Here is a 15935-nt window from a genome sequence, read left to right as displayed (position 1 = left end):
CCGGCGAAACGTAACCGGTTTCAACGGATCGGCCTGTCACTGCATCCAACGATGCAAGCCGCGAGAATCCCGACCGGATCGTGGCGTCCCCCTGACAGGAACCCGATATGAAGGCAGCCGCATCGTTGTTGTTGATCTGCGTCGGATCCACCGGCGTCGCCATTGCTGCTGACGGCGATGCCCGATGCCACGCCGGCGCCTATGCGCTCGATGATGGCCGCACCGTCGTCATCGCGGCGATCAGCGATTCGCCCGACCTGCGTTGGCGCGCGCTCGACGGCCGCAGCGGCCTGCTCAAGGCCGACGCCAGCGGGCAGTGGAACAGCAGCCTGGGCTGGACCGGCCGATCCGACGGCATCAAGGTTGCGTTCGGCAACTGCAATGAAGGCCGCATCACCTTCGATGGCCACTCCGGCCAGCGCCAGCAGTTCGACATCACCGAAACGACATTCGAAGGCAATGGCGTGAAGTTGCGCGGCCGCCTGGTGCTGCCGCGCGGCGACCAGCCCGTCCCCATCGCCATCGAAGTACACGGTTCCGAAAGCAACTCGGCCGTGCAGGGCTTGTACACGCAGTATCTGTACCCGGCCGACGGCATCGGCGTGTTCGTCTACGACAAGCGCGGCACCGGCGAATCGACCGGCACCTACACCCAGAACTTCCACCTGCTGGCCGACGATGCGCGCGCGGCGCTGAAGGAGGCGCGGCGCCTGGCCGGTAAGCGCGTGAAGCGCATCGGCTACGACGGCGGCAGCCAGGGCGGCTGGGTTGCGCCACTGGCGGCCAGCGACAGCGATCCGGATTTCGTCGTCGTGCGTTTTGGCCTGGCCGACAGCCCGCTGGCCGAGGACCGCGACCAGGTGGCGCTGGACCTGCGCAATGCTGGATACGGCGATGACGTCCTGGGCAAGGCGCGCGAGGTGACCGACGTCACCGGCGCCATTGTCGCCTCGCGCGGTACACGCGGTTGGGAGCAGCTGGATGCGGTGCGCGGCAAGTACGGCGCGCAGCCGTGGTGGGCGGCGATGAAGGGCGAGTTCACCGGGCTGGTGGTCACGCTCACGCGTGACAAGGCGGCCGCGCTGGCGCCGGTGCTGGAGCAGGAAACCAGTTGGGAATACGACCCGATGCCAACGCTGCGCAATCTGCGCGTGCCGTTGCTCTGGGTGCTGGCAGGCGAGGATCTGGAAGCACCGCCGAAGCAGACGCGCGAACGCCTGCTGCAGCTGGCGCATGACGGCCGTGCGGTCAGCGTCGTCGAGTTCCCGGCCACCGATCACGGCATCATCGAGTTTGAGACCGCGACCGACGGCAGCCGCACTTCCACGCGGTATGCCGATGGTTATTTCCGGATTGTCAACGACTGGATCAGGACCGGCGCATTCAACAATGCGCCCTACGGCACCGCCAGGATCCTGGCGGTGCCCAAGGCGAGCGCTTCGCTACGCAGCGCTTCGCGTCAACCGTAAGCCGATCCCGGAATCGACGATGGCGAACGTGTCGTCGTCGAGCCGGTCAACCGGCCCGCCATCGTTGAGATGGTACGAGCGCAGGCTTTCGACGCGGCGTCCGAGTCCATCGGCGCCGCGCGTGTCGATGAAAGTACGCCGCACATGGATGGTGTAGCGGTTTCCTGCATCGTCATAGGCGTGGAACGTGTCAATCGTCATGGCAATGCTCCCCTTGGGCCGGCCGGAAGAGTGGGGTGCGACGGTCTCGCAGGCTGCGACGTCTCCGGCGGCAACATCCATGCCATGGGGCCCGTCGTGACCGTGTGAGCGCCGAATATGGGGAGGGGGCGGGCGCAATCTGGGGAGCGTTCCCGATGTTGCCGAGGGGGGCATTGCCTACGCTGGCATCGCAGTCCGGATCTCGGGCTGCGCAGAAGCGGCAAGCACCACCGCGCACCCCGAGGATCACGCCATGTCCAGCTTCCTGATCGAGTTCGTCGCCTCCACCGGTCTGTTCGCGCCGCTGAACGCGCGCGCCACCGCTGCCCGTGCCACATCGCGCCTGCACGAGTGGCACGACGCTGCGGTTCCGGCCGGGGCCATCCACCACGTCCATCGCCAGCGCGATTTCGGCGTCGGTTACGGCAACAGCTCCGGCTACGCGAGCGAGCGCCACTACACGAGCGACTGGATGCCCAGCCGCTTTGGATTCGTCTGAGTCCGTCCAGCCATCGCCAGGAGTCCGGTCATGCCCCGTTACCTGATCGAACGCGCGTTCGCCGCCGACCTCGCCATCCCGATGAGCGAGGAGGGCGTCCGGGATTGCGCGCGAATAGCCAGCATCAACGGTGACAGCGGCGTGAGCTGGCTGCACTCCTACGTGAGCGCCGACCGCCGCCGCACGTTCTGCATTTACGACGCGCCGTCGCCGGAGGCGATCCGGCAGGCGGCCCGGCGCAACGGCCTGCCGGTGGCCAGCATCATCGAGATCTGCGACCTGTCGCCGTTCTTCTACTTCTGAGGGGATAATCGGGCCGCGCACCCCCGGAGCCCCCAGGTGGAGTTGATCGAACGGAACCATGCGTTGCAGCAGCTGCAAGGCGCACTGCAGGTCGCCGGGCAGGGTACCGGTCGTACCGCGCTGGTGTGCGGCGAAGCCGGCATCGGCAAGACCTCGCTGCTTACGCAACTGGTCGCAGGCCATGCCGCCGGACGCGTGTTGTGGGGCGGCTGCGAAGCCTTGTTTTCACCGCGCCCGCTCGGGCCGCTGTACGACATGGCCAGCGCGATGGGGTCCAGGCTGCAGGCGCTGCTGGGCCTGGAAGGGCGCCGCCCGGAACTGTTCAGCTGCTTCCTGTCCGAACTGCAGGAATCCAGCGATCCCACCATCGTCGTGCTCGAAGACCTGCACTGGGCCGATGCGGCGACGCTCGACCTGGTCAAGTTCCTCGCCCGTCGAATCCAGCGCGTGCGCGCGCTGCTCGTGCTGAGCTATCGCGACGACGAACTGGGCGACCGCCATCCGCTGAAACTCGTGCTCGGCGACCTGCCCGCGGACGCGGTGGTGCGGGTGCCGCTGTTGCCGTTGTCGGAAGCGGGCGTGGCGGAGCTGGCGCGGCAGTCGAGCCACGCAGCCGACGGCATCTACGCCACCACCGGCGGAAATCCGTTCTTCGTCACCGAAGCATTGCGCGCCGAAGGCCTGCCGGTGAGCGTGCGCGATGCGGTGCTGGCGCGTGCCGCACGCCAGCCGCCTGCGGTACGTGCGCTGCTCGACCTCGCCGCGATCGTTCCGGCGCGCATCGAGGTCGCTGTCGTCGAAGCGGTGCTGGCGCCCGCGCCCGAGGACGTGTCGGCGGCACTGGCGTCGGGTCTGCTGACGGCAGCTGGCCACGCCTACGCCTTCCGCCACGAACTGGCGCGGATCGCGATCGAACAGGCGCTGTCGGCGCCGATGGCCGCGGCCCTGCACGCCAAGGTGCTGGCGCACCTGGAGCAACGCGACCGCGGTGTGGCGATGTCGCGCCTGGTGCACCACGCATCCGGCGCAGGCGATGCCGACGCGGTGCTCAAGTACGCGCTGCATGCCGGCAACGAGGCGGCGGCCCATGGTGCGCACCGCGAGGCAGCCGCGCTATATGGCACGGCGCTCAAGCACGCGGCGGCACTGGAGCCGGTCACGCGGGCGCGCCTGCTCGGGGACCTGTCGTACCAGTGCTACCTCATCGACAAGAACGAGGAGGCCATCGCGCGACGGCAGGAGGCGCTGGCGATCTGGCGCGAGATCGGCGACGTCCGCCAGGAAGGGCTCACGTTGCGCTGGTTGTCGCGGCTGAACTGGTTCGGCGGGCGCAAACAGGAGGCGGAGGAGTATGCCAACGAGGCCGTGCAACTGCTGCAGGACCTGCCGGACGACGAAGCGTACGCCTGGGCGCTGAGCAACCGCTCGCAGCTTTACATGCTGTCCGGGCACACCGGCGAATCGGTCGAGTGGGGGTTGCGCGCGATCGAGCTGGCGACGCGGATCGGCAGCAACGAAGTGCTCGCGCACGCCCTCAACAACGTCGGCACCGCCCGCTACGCCGACGGCGACGCCGACGGCCGGACGATGATCGAACGCAGCCTGCAGATATCCCTGGACAACAACTACGAAGAGCACGTCGCGCGCTGCCACGCCAACTTCATCAGCACCGCGGTGAAGTTGCGCGACTATGCCCTGGCCGGGCAGCAGATCGACGCGGCCACCCGCTTCTTTGCCGCGCGCGACCTGGACTCGTGGTCGAACTACATCCGGGCGTGGCAAGCCCGGCTCGATTTCGAGCGCGGCCACTGGGACGCCGCCGCGTCCGAAGCCTCAAGCCTGGTCAGGGCGCACGGCGTCGCCCCGATCACCCGGATCTGCGCGCTGGCGGTGCTGGCGCGGCTGCGTCTGCGTCGCGGCGATCCTGGCGCGGGCGAACTGCTGGACGAAGCGACGGCATTGGCGCTGCAGTCCGGCGAACTGCAGCGCCTGGCGCCGGTTGCCGCCGCGCACGCGGAAGATGCCTGGCTGCGCGGCGAGGTCGGCGGCGTCGCCGGGTTCATCGTGCAGGCCCATGACATGGCCGAGCAGCGCGGCGATGAGCGCTCGCTCGGCGAGTTGCGTTACTGGTGCCTGCGCCTGGGCATCGCCGGTGGCGGTGCCGGCGGCACCGAGCCCGCGTACGCATTGCAGATCGGCGGCGACTGGAAAGAGGCGGCCGCCACCTGGGAGCAACTGGGGTGCCCCTACGAGCAGGCGCTGGCGCTGCTGGAGGGCGACGAGGGTGCGATGCGCGAGGCCTTGGCGCTGTTCGAAGCCCTCGGCGCCAGTGTCGCGGTCAAGCGCTGTCGCGATCACCTGCGCGATGCCGGCGTGCGCGGCTTGTCGCGTGGCCCGCGCGCGACCACCAGCGCCAACCCGGCCGGCCTCACCGCGCGCGAACTGCAGATCCTCGGCCTGCTCGCCGATGGCCTGAGCAATGCCGACATCGCCCGGCGACTGGTGCGCTCGGAGAAGACCGTGGACCACCACATCTCGGCGATCCTGCGCAAACTCGACGTGCGCTCACGCAGCGAGGCTGCGGCGGTTGCGCGACGCACCGGAGTGATCGCGACGCAGGACTAGGCGGACGGGTTCAACGCCTGCGGTTGCGGCCTGCGCTGCGCGCGCGACGTACGCATCCAGTCCAGCGCCAGGATCGCGCCCCAGGCGTACAGCGTGACCAGCACGAACAGCGAGAAGCGCACGATGAACTCGCCGTAGACATCGTCGCCGGTGCTGTCCTGGACGGCGGGGCCGACCAGGATCAGCATCGTCACGAACACGTTGACCCAGTACGACGGCGGGTGGCGATTGGCGACTACGCCATACAGCCGGCTACCGATATGGATGCCGAACAGCAGCATCCACAGGCAGAACATCCACAGGTTCGGCAGCAGCTTCAGTGCGAACCAGAACGCGAGCGCGTAGACACCGGCCAGGAACGTGGAGCCAATCAGCTCGCGTCCGGCCGCGCGCGCGCTGACGGTGGAGCCCTGCTGGGCCAGCATCACCGACTTCATGATCGTCGGCATGTACATGCCGGGATTGGTGAAGGCCAGCATGACCGGCGGCAGCACGATCAGCACGGTGCGCAGCGCGAGCCAGGCCGCGCGCTCGGGATCGGCCGTCGGCGGCTGCGGCTTGGGGCCGGCAGGCCTGGGCTCGGGAAACAACGGCTGCACCAGCCACTGACAGGCGACGGCCACGGCGATGCCGATCATCAGCGAGTTCACCACCGCGCTGGCAAGCGCGTAGTCCATGAGGCCTGCGGCCGGGATCATGGTCAGGCCGACCGCGAGCAGCGTGCCGACCAGGCCCTTGCCCTTGCCGACGCTGAGGTAGGTGCTCATGTAGAGGCCGGCGGCGATGATCAGCACGGCCGAGGTGGGGTAGTTGCGCAGCAGCGGATTGAGCACCAGGCCGATGCCAAGGGTGATGCCGACCAGGGCCAGCAGCCCGAGCAGGCCCTTGGGCCCCGGTGGCGGCCCCGGCGTCGCGGTCAGGATCACCGCGAACAGCGGCGCCATGAACGGCAACGGCATTGCCAGGCCGTAGGCGAACGCGACCGACAGCGCCACCACGGAGGCGAGCCGGAAGGTACGCCTGGCGGCAGGCGCGATCACTTCGTCAGCTCCGGTCAGTACGCATAGGTCAGCCAGCTGGCGACGCGGATGTAGATCTTGCCGAGCAGCTTGAGGATGCCCGCGCCTTCACCGTAGGCGATCACCGACGCCTGCCCGCCGATGCGCAACCTGGCGCGATCCTCCGGATCCTCGCCAGGGTCGATGCTGATGAACACCGGGAAGCGTTGCGACTGCCGCAGCCAGTCGCGGTCGTTGTCGATCGACGGCAGGTCGCCGGCATTGGGCGTGCGCCCGGCGCTGACGCCCAGGCCGACGCTGCGCACCTTGCCCTTGAAGACGCGGCCGGGGAACACGTCGAAGACGATGTCGACCGGTGTGCCGGCCTTCATGTGGCCGAGGTTGTTCTCGGTGTACTCGGCGTTGACCCAGATATCGCGCACGCCAACCAGGGTCAGCACCGGGCTGCCGGTGCCGGCAAATTGCCCCACTTCGGTGCGCAGGTCGGTGATGACGCCGTCGGTGGAGGCCTGGACCACGGTGTTGCGCATGTCGAGCTCTGCCTTGTCGACGGCCGTCAGGGCCGTGGCGAGCAGGGTGTTCTTGTCGAGGTCGTCGCCGCCCATCGATTCGATGGCGCGGCGGATATCCGCCTGCGCGGCCACGACCATGGCCTTGGCCTGCTCGAGGCTGGCGTCGGCCATTTCCTGCCGGCGCAGGGAGATCGTCCCCGGATCGGCTTCGCGCAAGCGCCGCAGCCGCGTCGCGTCCTGCCGTGCCTTGAGTTCGTTCGCGCGTGCGGCGTCGAGGTTGGCGCGTGCGGCATCGACCGCGGCGCCGCCGGCGCCGACCTGCTTGCGCGCGTTCTCCAGGTCCGAGCGCGCCTTGGCCAGCGCGATGCGGTACTGCGACTGGTCGATCTCGAACAGCGTCTGCCCGTACTTCACGGTCTGGTTGTTGGCGACCGCGACCTTGGTCACTTCGCCGGCCACCTTCGGCGCGACACCCACGATGTAGCCCTCGATGCGCGCCTGCGAGGTATAGGGCGTGAAGCGGTCGGCAAACAGATACAGCAACAGCGTGAGCACGATGGCGGCCGCCACCCAGCGTCCGCCATTGCGCACGGTTTTCCCGGCCTGTTCCTGTGCGGCCTTGTCGCCACCTGGCGGCGTGGCGCCGCTCGCGGTCTTGTCGTCGTTGCCTGCGCTCATTTCGGCTTCCCGGTGTCGCTGTCGCTGGCCTGCCCATCGGGGCTGGCAGGGAGGGGCGCTTCGAGCAGACCGCCCCAGTTGGTCCTGTTCTTCATGGTGTCGCGCGTGGCCTCGGGCAGCACTTGCTCAGGCGACATCTCGGTCCAGCCGCCGCCGGCAGCCTTGTACAGCGTGATCACGGCGCTGATGTGGGCGCTGTCGTTGAGAAGCTCGCGCTCGGTCTGGGTGAACATCACGCGCTGCGCGTCGAGGACGCGTTCGAAATCGGCATAGCCTTCCTGGTACTGCGTGTTGGCCAGGTCCAGCGAGCGTTCCGATGCGCGCGCCGCGCCACCCAGCGGCGCCTTCTGCTCGGCGGTCTTGACCACGGTGATGGCGGCATCGTCGATCTCGCGCGCCGCCAGCAGCGCCGTGTTCTGGAACAGCTCGATCGTCTGTTGCAGCCGCACGTCCTGCAGCCGCACGTTGCTGCGGATGCGGCCGTAGTCGAGGATGTTCCAGCTGATGGCGGGGCCAGCGGCAATGCTGCGCACCGTCGGGCTGCCGCCCAGCGAGGTGGTCGACCAGCCGACGCTGCCAAGCAGGGTGATGGCCGGGAAGTAGTCGGCCTTGGCGATGCCGATCTGCGCCGACTGCGCCGCGACCTGCCAGGCCGCCGTGCGCAGGTCGCGCCGGCGCAGCAGCAGCGTCGCAGGCAACTCGTGCAGCACCGCGCCGTTGACGATCGGCAGCGGACGCACGACCGAATCCAGCTCCGGCACGTCGCCCGGCTTGCGGCCGAGCACGGCGGCAATCGCATTGCGGAGCCTGACCAGTTGACCTTCCAGGTCGGGGATGGTCGCCAGCGTGCCCAGGTACTGGGCCTTGGCCTGTTGCAGGTCGAGTTCCGATTCCTGGCCGCTGCTGAACAACTGCTGGGTGATCTCCAGGCTGCGCTTCTGGATCGCCGTGTTCTTGCGCGCGATGTCGATCCTGAGCACGGTGGTGCGATAGGCGTAGTAGAGGTCGGCGACCTGCGCGCTCAACAGCACCTGCACGTCCTGCTGGTTGGTGACCGAGGCGAAGAAGCCGGCTTCGGCCGACTCGATGCCGCGACGGAACCGACCCCAGAAGTCCAGCTCCCACGCCAGGTCGAAGCCGGCGCTGTACGCGCCGTAGTTGTCGTGGATGTCAGGCCCGGAGCCACCGCTGCTGCGGTTGTCGATGTACGCGGCCGAGCCCTTGAGCTGCTGCAGCTGCGGGTACATGTTGCTGCTGGCGATACCGAGCACCGCGCGGCTTTCCATGATGCGCAGGCCGGCGATGCGTAGCGAGAGGTTGTTCCTGCGTGCGGTGTCGATCAGCGAGTTGAGCACCGGATCGTTGAAGGCGTGCCACCAGAACTGCAGGTCGACCTCGCGCTCCTCTTCGGGGCCGGCCACCTGGCCGTACAGGTCGGTTTGCCAGTCGCTGAGCCAGGCGACGTCGGGCTCCTCGTAGTCGGGCCCGAGGGTCGTGCAGGCGGCCAGCAACAGCGCCGATGCAAGGACGGCGGTGCTGCCCAGGCATCGTGCTGCGCGCTTGCCCATGGTGCCCCGCCTGTCCGTGCGTGCGTGGCCGCGGCTAATCGGCGACTTCCCTGGGGGCAGGGTCGGCGGCCGTTACCGGCACCACCGCTTCCGGCCTGCGCGAATCGACCCACTCCATGAACAACGTGTAGGCCACCGCCAGCAGCACCGCGCCGACAAACAGGCCGATGATGCCGCCGGTGACCATGCCGCCGATCGCGCCGATCAGGATGACCAGCATCGGTGCATCCACGCCACGGCCCAGCAGCAACGGCTTGAGCACGTTGTCGGCCATGCCGGCGATCAGGAAGTAGATCGTGAAGATGATCTTCATCGTGTTGGACGAACCCGTGTCGGCCCACCACAGGTAACCGATCGCAGGCAGCGAGATGATCAGCGCCGGCAGCTGCAGGATGCCCAGCAGCATCGTGATGGCGGCAAACACGCCGGCCGCCGGGATGCCGGCCAGCAGGAAGCCCATGCCCAGCAGCAGCGCCTGGATGAAGGCCACGCCAACCACGCCGGTGGCCACCGAGCGCACGGTCGCCACGCTCAGGTGGAGCAGACTCGCGCCTCGCTCGGGCGTGGTCAGGCGCGCGAGGATGCGCTCGGTGACGCGGCTGCCGCCCTCGGCGTAGACCATCATGATGCCGGCGACGGCTATCGCGGCCAGGAACAGCAGGACCGCGCCGGCCGCACCGGCCGCCACAGCCAGCGCCTTGCGCGAATAGCCGCGGATGATCTCGGCGTTCTTCTGCAGGTAGGCGGGCAGGTTGCTCGCTGCTTCGCTCCACGCCGTGTGCAGGCGTTCGCCTATGACCGGCCATTCGGCGACCTTCGGGTCCGGCGCCGGTATCGCGAACGTGCCCTTCTCGAATTGCTGGTGGACATCGCTGATCTGGGTGGCGAAGGAACTGCCCAGGATTACCAGCGGTACGCCCAGCAGCAACAGCAGGGCCAGCACCAGTACCGTCGCCGACAAGCCACGCTTGCCGCCCAGCTTGCGCACCAGCCACAGGTACAGAGGATAGATGGAGATGGCAAGGATCACGCCCAGCATCACCAGGTTGGCGAACGGCGCGAAGATGCGCACGCACACGTACGCCAGGAACGCGATGAGGCCGACCTTGATCAGCGTCTCTGTCAGATCGCTGGTGAAGATCTTGCGCAGCGTCTGCTGGTCGACGTTCGACGGGACGGTATTGACCGGGACTGTGTTCACGTGGAAATCCTCCTTGACGTCGACCGGACTCCCGCGTGGAGTCGGACGCCTGCGGTTGTGTGGGAATGGATCCTTCCGTCCCCGGTTGTCCGTTGCTTCGGCGCTACTCAGTTCAGGCGCCGGTAGATCCTGACGACCACTTCTTCAGCCACCAGCATCACGACGATCACGACGATCAGCACGATCAGGCCGTGCCAGCGCCCATCGAAGCGAACGTCGGTCCCGAACGCGAACGAGATCGCCTCGAGGATCACGAACTTCGAACCGAACAGGATCAGCCATGCCGAGAACCAGCGCATGAACGTCATGAAGCCGCCGGGCCGTGCCTTGAAATACGCCGCGACGTAGTGCTCCAGGGCGATTGTCAGTTTCAACAGGATCTGCAGGACCAGTGCCACCATCAGCGACACGGTGAACGACTCGATGTGGACCTTCTCCGAGAACTCGTTGAAGAGGTTCAACACCACCAGGTCGATCAGGATCGCGCTGTAATAGCGTACGAACAGCCGTTGCTTGGTCGAGGGGACCTCGGCCTGCAGCGGCATGAAGGAGTCCGCGGTCGTCATCGATTCCCCTGATGTGGTGGTCGGCTGGTGACGGGGCGGGCGCCCATTCGGGTAACCATGCCAATGGGCTTGTTAAGACAACGTCAGCGGGCACTGCCAAAGCCTCTGGCCGCCCTCCCGTTCGTCGTGAGCGTTGTCGCAACGCGCCGAAGTCAAAGGACCTCGCGGGCGATCAAGCCGCCAGCCGATGCTCGTAGTAGGGACGCTCCCGGTCTTCCAGGATCGCGTACATCGCCGCCAGGTCGTTCGGGTCCGGGTTGAGCCAAGCGTCGATGTTGCGCGGCTTGATCGGGATGATGCAGCGGTCGTGGCCGACCGCGGCGATCTCGGCGGGTGGCTCGTCGGTGATGGCGGCAAACGACAGCAACTGGGCCCCGTGCGATCCGGTCCACTTCGACCACAGGCAGGCCACCAGCATGTCCTGCTCCGGCTCAGGGCGAAACTCCAGGACGACGTTCTCGTCCTTCTCGCCAGGTTTCAGCTCGCGGTGCTCGACGGCGTGGCGGCTGACGTTTTCGTAGAACGCGTTGACCACGACGATGCCATGGGAGAAACCGAACAGGTCCTTCCAGAACCCTTCGAGGTTGTCGCGTCGCGCGTTGTAGGTGCCCGGGAATCGCTGGTCGAAGTTGGCCGGCTTGCCCTGCGGCCGGCACTGGTAGCGCATCGGCTTGATCACGCGCGCGCCATTCTCCCAGACCATGACCGGTGCGTAGTGTCCGGGGAAGATGCGCGAATCATCTGCGACCAGCGCACCGCGGTGCAGGTCAGCCAGCTTGCCGCGTATCCACTCGATCTTGTCGGTGGCAATGCGCTTGTCTTCGAGCGCCTTCCTGGTGGTCTTGTCGAGCAGGATGCGTTCGGCATCGAACAGGCGCTTGCGCTGCTTGAACAGCTCCTGCTCGAAGCGGCCGGTCTGGTCGCGGTCGAACTCGTTGATGAGTTCCTTGATCTCGTGCTGCAGGTCGGTGAGCGGCTCGGCGAACGCAGCGTCCATCGCCTTGGGGATTTTCTGCTTGCCGCTCTGGCCGCGCTCCCAGTACAGGCGGACGAAATCCTGGATGCTGATCGTGGCGCCAAAGACCTTGGCGAACTTGCGGTAGTCGGCCCAGATCTGGGCGGAGTAGCACATGGCCGATGGCCCCCTGTCGCTGTGACCGTCGCCGGAATATACGCCCGGACGCGTGGCGGCGGTGACAGGGGCGGCTACTGGTTATGCGGTGCTGGCACCAACGCGCCCTTCAATGAGGAGCTGGCGTTGCGTGTGTTCCCTCGTTGCGTTGCGTAGTCCCGCGGCTTTGCGCGAACTCCGGGAAGGTCTCCTCTATCGGCGCTTCATCCGGCAAGATGTAGAACACCCCGCCTCGGGCGAACGTCGGACGGATGACCTGCTCGTAAAACTCGGGCGAGACGTTGATGCAGCCATGAGTGATGCGATTGTCGTCCGGCGAAGGCGATTGAAGGCGTTCGACGCGTTTCTCGGCCGGGACGCCAGTAGCGGTGGGGTGGATGGAGACCGCGGAATCGTAGTCCACCCACAGCACGCGCCCGGCGTCGATTGACGGACCGAAACCGCCCACAAAGCGACCAGCAGGTGTCGTGCGATCACGGCCCGGAATCTCGCGAAGAGCGAGACCGGCGACGCCGGGGGCCGTATGGTCGCCGATCGCCGAACCAAAGAGCCCGGGTGCCGCGCCGCGAAGCCGGCCGTCGCCACCGAACACCAGTATCTGTGCGGCGGCCTTGTCGATGACCGCGAATGGATAGCCTACGCTGTCCTTGGCTGCGACCACCCAGCCCGCGAGCTCGATCACCGAGCTGGACACTTCTTGGCCTGGTGGAAGCTGGTCGACTTCGGCGGTCGGTTGCGCGGCGACTTCCTCTGCGCTGGCCGCGCCGAAGCTTGCGAACGCCAGCGCCAGCGCCAGCGCGCAATGAATGGCACGGTTCGCAGAATGTTTGCACGTACGGATGGGACGGTTCCTTGCAATGAAGATTGGTGAGGATTAGGAGACCGGTGGCCAGCAAAGGCCACCGGGTCCCGGTTCAGGCCGTTCGTCGCGAATGGTGCAAGAGCGACTAACCGCGCGGCGGGCGGCCCGGCTTCGTTTCGAGCTGCTGGACGCGGCCTTCCAATTGATCCAGCCGTTGGTTGGCCTGCTGCGCGGACTGATTGGCAGATTCGGCGCTCTGGGCCGCGCTCTGCACCTTCGTGTCGAGTTGATCGAGGCGTGAGTTGACTCGCGCAAAGTCGTCGTCATAGGTGGCGCAGGCGGCAAGGCCCAGGGTGGCGACGAGCGCCACGCCGACCGTACGCGCAATCGCTATATGTTGCTTGGTCACAAACATACCAATCCTCCTTCTCTGGGGTGTCGGAAACATAGCGCCTTCTCACCGGAGTCATGGCGCGTCTGCAGTTGACGTTGGAATACGTAGATGGAATGTGAAGATGTGGCAACCAGTGAGTTCCGGCATCAGTCTGCACGAGACTTTAATAATCCGGCCGTTTTGCACCGACTGATCTTCAGAAACTGCTCAGACTCCTCCCCATTCATCGGCAAGGAAACGCCATGGGGCTACGTCCAATCTGCATATCGAGCCGCTGCAATGGACCAACCCTCGCGAACCGCTTGAGCAGTTGTGGGCGCGGCGGAGTGGAACTGCCTTCCAGTGGTGGCCAAGTAGAAACTCGCAGCGGGGTGGATATCCGCTACGGTGGGCACACTCTGGGGATTGTTGGCGCAGAAGTCGTCGTTTGTATTTTTTTATCAACGACTTGCGGGCATGCCGGAAGTGGGACTCGAACCCACACACTTTTAACGGTGGCGGATTTTGAGTCCGCTGCGTCTACCGATTCCGCCATTCCGGCGCGGCCGCGCAGTATAGCCGACGTCGCGCTCCGGTAGCAGGGGGCCGGCTCAGAGCCCGCCGTAGCGGGCCATGGCGGCGGCAAACACGAAGATCGCCGCGATCAGGATCAGCTCGAAGCGGACGATGCCGCGCAGCCTGCCGACCTCCGCGGCGTCCGGGAGGAACGACGGGTTGGCGGCCAGGGCCTTGCGCCAGCGCAGGAAGCGGACCGTCGGCAGGATCGACAGCAGGCCGACCAGCACGAAGGCGGTCATCTTGGCGTGGAACCAGGGGTTGTGCAGATAGAAGTCGTAGCCCTTGATGCCGAAGGTGATGCGGCAGATGCCAACCACGATCAGCAACATCGCGCAGATGCCGTAGCCCCGGTCGAGGCCGGCCAGTCGCTGCAGGGTCGTGCGGTCGACGCCTCCGCGCAGCAGCACCGATTCGCCGACGAGCATCGCGATCAGGGCATAGACCAGCAGGTGGTGCAGGGAGGCGAGGGCGAAGTCGGTCTGCATCGGGGGAGGCTCCGGCGGAAAGCGCTCACCCTAGGGGGTTTCAACCTGCAATGTAGTGCCAGAGGTCAGGTTATGGGCGGCCGCGGGCGGAGAGGGGCCCAGGACTTATGCCGCTTCGTCGGTCTGCAGCGTCTTGGCGACGCGCGCGAACCATTCGCCTTCGTTCGGGACGAACATCGAGCACGCTTCCATCGGCGCCTTGTAGATGTGCAGCGAAACGGCGACCGACTCGCGGCTGGCGTTGCGGATGGTGTGGTACTCGTGCGGCGGGATCAGGCTGCCGGCGCTGCCGGGACCGGCGTGCATGCCACCGGCGGCGCGGAACCGGAAATTCTCACCGTCGCGCTCGAGCAGTTCGTACTGGGTGATCTCCAGTTCGCCGTCCCAGACGCCTTCCACGCACCACAGGCCGCAGTGGTCATGCACCGGCGTGCCCTGGCCGGGGCCCCAGGTCATGGCGACGACGCTGTAGCCCAGGCGCGGGCTGCGGTAGATCTCGCGGCGGGCGTAGTGGTCGTCGATCGCGTCGTGCACGCACGAAGGCAACTGCACGTCGCGGTCGCGGATCATGCCGCACAGGGTCGTGCGCAGCGCCGCGGTGACGGCGTGCTCATCGCCCGCCACCACGGCAGCATCGATGGCGGCGACCAGCTTGTCGTGGCCGGGGAAATCGAGGTCGGGCAGTGCGTCGGTGATCGTCATGGTGCAATTCTATCGCGCGCCCGGCGCAGCGAATCTTGCGCCGCATCAATCTACGGCGGTACGGGCGCGCTGCGGCGTTCAGCCAAGCCCGTTCAGGAAGTCGGCGACGGCCGGTCCGAAACGCGCGATGTCCACCAGGAACGCGTCATGGCCCTGTGGCGACGGCAGCGGCAGGAACCGCGAGTCGGCGCCGCCGGCGCGCAGGCCTTCGGCGATCTCTTCCTGTTGCTGCAGGGGGAACAGGATGTCGGTGTGGACACCTATCGCCAGCGCCTTCTCCACGCGCAGGCTGGCCAGCCCGGTGCGGGTGTCGGCATCGCCGTTGCCGTGGCGGTCGGGGCAGTACTCGCCCAGATCGAACCAGTCCATCGAGCGGCTGAGGTAGAGGTAGCAGTTGGGGTCGAAACGGCGCACGAAACGGCGGGCGTGGCCTTCCAGGTAGCTTTCGACCTCGAACTCCAGGCCGAACGGCTCGTCGTCGCTGCGATCGGAGTCCAGCCGCACGCGGCCGAAGCGGCCGTCCCACTCCAGCGCGGAGCGGTAGGTGATCACGCCGAGCTTGCGCGCCATGCGCATGCCCGCTTCCGGGTAGCGCTCGTCGTCGTATTGGCCATGGTTCCAGTTCGGGTCCAGGCGGATGGCTTCGCGTTGCAGCGAGCGGATCGCGATGGAGAACGGCAGCGCCTTGGCCGCGCCGGAGATGTTGATGTGGCTGCGCGCCAGGCCAGGATGCAGGTGCAGGAACGCCAGCGCGGTCATGCCGCCCATCGAGTTACCGATGATGCAGGCGAGGTTGTCGATGCCCAGCTCGCGCACGACATGCGCGGCGGCGTGCGCGCCGTCCTCGACCGACAGGTCGGGAAACGCGAGCCGATAGGGCGCGCCGGTGTCGGGGTTGATCGATGCCGGGCCGGTCGAGCCTTTGCAACTGCCCAGCGAATTGACGCAGATGACGAACCAGCGATCGCTGTCGATCGGCTTGCCCGGGCCGAGCATCTGTTCCCACCAGCCCGGTTCGGCGTTGCCTTCATTGCTGGCCGCGTGGGCATCGGGCGACAGGCCGGTGACGATCAGCACGGCGTTGTCGCGGGCGGCATTGAGCGTGCCCCAGGTTTCGTAGGCGACGCGGGCATGGTTGAGTGCACCGCCACGCTTCATCGGGAACGGCGTGGGCAGGTCGAACCAGCGGGTACCGGGCGGGATGAATTCGGTCATGATGAA

The 15935-nt window shown here is 66.9% G+C and carries 16 protein-coding genes and 1 tRNA gene; 4 read left to right on the top strand and 13 right to left on the bottom strand.

The window, feature by feature from the left end; translation table 11 throughout:
* The first annotated feature begins 107 nt into the window (after positions 1-107).
* On the top strand, positions 108-1469 hold the full coding sequence (locus AC1DER_RS03530; RefSeq protein ID WP_477245484.1) for an alpha/beta hydrolase family protein: 1362 nt from the start codon (positions 108-110) through the stop codon (positions 1467-1469).
* Here AC1DER_RS03530 and AC1DER_RS03525 read toward each other — a convergent pair.
* Positions 1443-1670, bottom strand: a complete 228-nt coding sequence (locus AC1DER_RS03525; RefSeq protein WP_441814717.1) for a hypothetical protein — start codon at positions 1668-1670, stop codon at positions 1443-1445. The genes AC1DER_RS03530 and AC1DER_RS03525 overlap by 27 nt on opposite strands.
* A gap of 253 nt (positions 1671-1923) precedes the next feature.
* Between AC1DER_RS03525 and AC1DER_RS03520 the strand changes: the two genes are divergently transcribed.
* The 3 genes from AC1DER_RS03520 to AC1DER_RS03510 are packed head-to-tail and all read left to right on the top strand — an operon-like array spanning position 1924 to position 5097.
* Positions 1924-2169 (top strand): hypothetical protein, encoded by a 246-nt coding sequence (locus tag AC1DER_RS03520; RefSeq protein ID WP_441814716.1) that lies wholly within the window; start codon positions 1924-1926, stop codon positions 2167-2169.
* 30 nt (positions 2170-2199) lie between these two features.
* Positions 2200-2472 (top strand): DUF4242 domain-containing protein, encoded by a 273-nt coding sequence (locus tag AC1DER_RS03515; RefSeq protein WP_441814715.1) that lies wholly within the window; start codon positions 2200-2202, stop codon positions 2470-2472.
* A gap of 36 nt (positions 2473-2508) precedes the next feature.
* Entirely contained in the window at positions 2509-5097 is a 2589-nt protein-coding gene (locus AC1DER_RS03510) for an ATP-binding protein (protein ID WP_477245481.1), read from the top strand.
* Here AC1DER_RS03510 and AC1DER_RS03505 read toward each other — a convergent pair.
* The 12 genes from AC1DER_RS03505 to metX form a co-directional block, all read right to left on the bottom strand.
* Entirely contained in the window at positions 5094-6137 is a 1044-nt protein-coding gene (locus tag AC1DER_RS03505) for a DUF2955 domain-containing protein (protein ID WP_477245479.1), read from the bottom strand. The genes AC1DER_RS03510 and AC1DER_RS03505 overlap by 4 nt on opposite strands.
* A 14-nt stretch (positions 6138-6151) precedes the next feature.
* Positions 6152-7306 (bottom strand): HlyD family secretion protein, encoded by a 1155-nt coding sequence (locus AC1DER_RS03500; protein ID WP_477245477.1) that lies wholly within the window; start codon positions 7304-7306, stop codon positions 6152-6154.
* The gene (locus AC1DER_RS03495; protein ID WP_477245475.1) at positions 7303-8874 is read right to left on the bottom strand and encodes a TolC family protein; all 1572 of its coding nucleotides are present in this window, start codon (positions 8872-8874) and stop codon (positions 7303-7305) included. Before AC1DER_RS03495 ends, AC1DER_RS03500 begins: the two co-directional genes overlap by 4 nt.
* A 34-nt stretch (positions 8875-8908) precedes the next feature.
* Positions 8909-10075, bottom strand: a complete 1167-nt coding sequence (locus AC1DER_RS03490; RefSeq protein WP_441814710.1) for an AI-2E family transporter — start codon at positions 10073-10075, stop codon at positions 8909-8911.
* 107 nt (positions 10076-10182) lie between these two features.
* Complete coding sequence (locus AC1DER_RS03485) at positions 10183-10641, bottom strand: hypothetical protein (protein ID WP_441814709.1); 459 nt, start codon at positions 10639-10641, stop codon at positions 10183-10185.
* A 172-nt stretch (positions 10642-10813) separates the two neighbouring features.
* The gene (locus tag AC1DER_RS03480) at positions 10814-11773 is read right to left on the bottom strand and encodes an SOS response-associated peptidase family protein (RefSeq protein WP_477245472.1); all 960 of its coding nucleotides are present in this window, start codon (positions 11771-11773) and stop codon (positions 10814-10816) included.
* 109 nt (positions 11774-11882) lie between these two features.
* Positions 11883-12563: a hypothetical protein gene (locus AC1DER_RS03475; protein ID WP_477245545.1), complete on the bottom strand. Its 681-nt coding sequence runs from the start codon at positions 12561-12563 to the stop codon at positions 11883-11885.
* A 157-nt stretch (positions 12564-12720) separates the two neighbouring features.
* Positions 12721-12990, bottom strand: coding sequence for a hypothetical protein (locus AC1DER_RS03470; protein ID WP_441814707.1), 270 nt, complete (start codon positions 12988-12990; stop codon positions 12721-12723).
* A 436-nt stretch (positions 12991-13426) separates the two neighbouring features.
* A tRNA-Leu gene (locus tag AC1DER_RS03465) sits at positions 13427-13510 on the bottom strand.
* Positions 13511-13559: 49 nt separating this feature from the next.
* A complete protein-coding gene (locus tag AC1DER_RS03460) occupies positions 13560-14012 on the bottom strand; it encodes a DUF2214 family protein (protein WP_477245469.1) in 453 nt (150 codons plus the stop codon).
* A gap of 105 nt (positions 14013-14117) precedes the next feature.
* Positions 14118-14714, bottom strand: coding sequence for a cysteine dioxygenase family protein (locus AC1DER_RS03455; RefSeq protein ID WP_441814694.1), 597 nt, complete (start codon positions 14712-14714; stop codon positions 14118-14120).
* A 78-nt stretch (positions 14715-14792) separates the two neighbouring features.
* Positions 14793-15929: a homoserine O-acetyltransferase MetX gene (gene metX / locus AC1DER_RS03450; RefSeq protein WP_477245543.1), complete on the bottom strand. Its 1137-nt coding sequence runs from the start codon at positions 15927-15929 to the stop codon at positions 14793-14795.
* Between the last annotated feature and the right edge of the window lie 6 nt (positions 15930-15935).

The organism is Lysobacter sp. 05T417 (genome assembly GCF_056396405.1).
The sequence above is the reverse complement of the archived record's forward strand: the minus strand, read 5'-3'. Positions and strand labels throughout refer to the sequence as shown.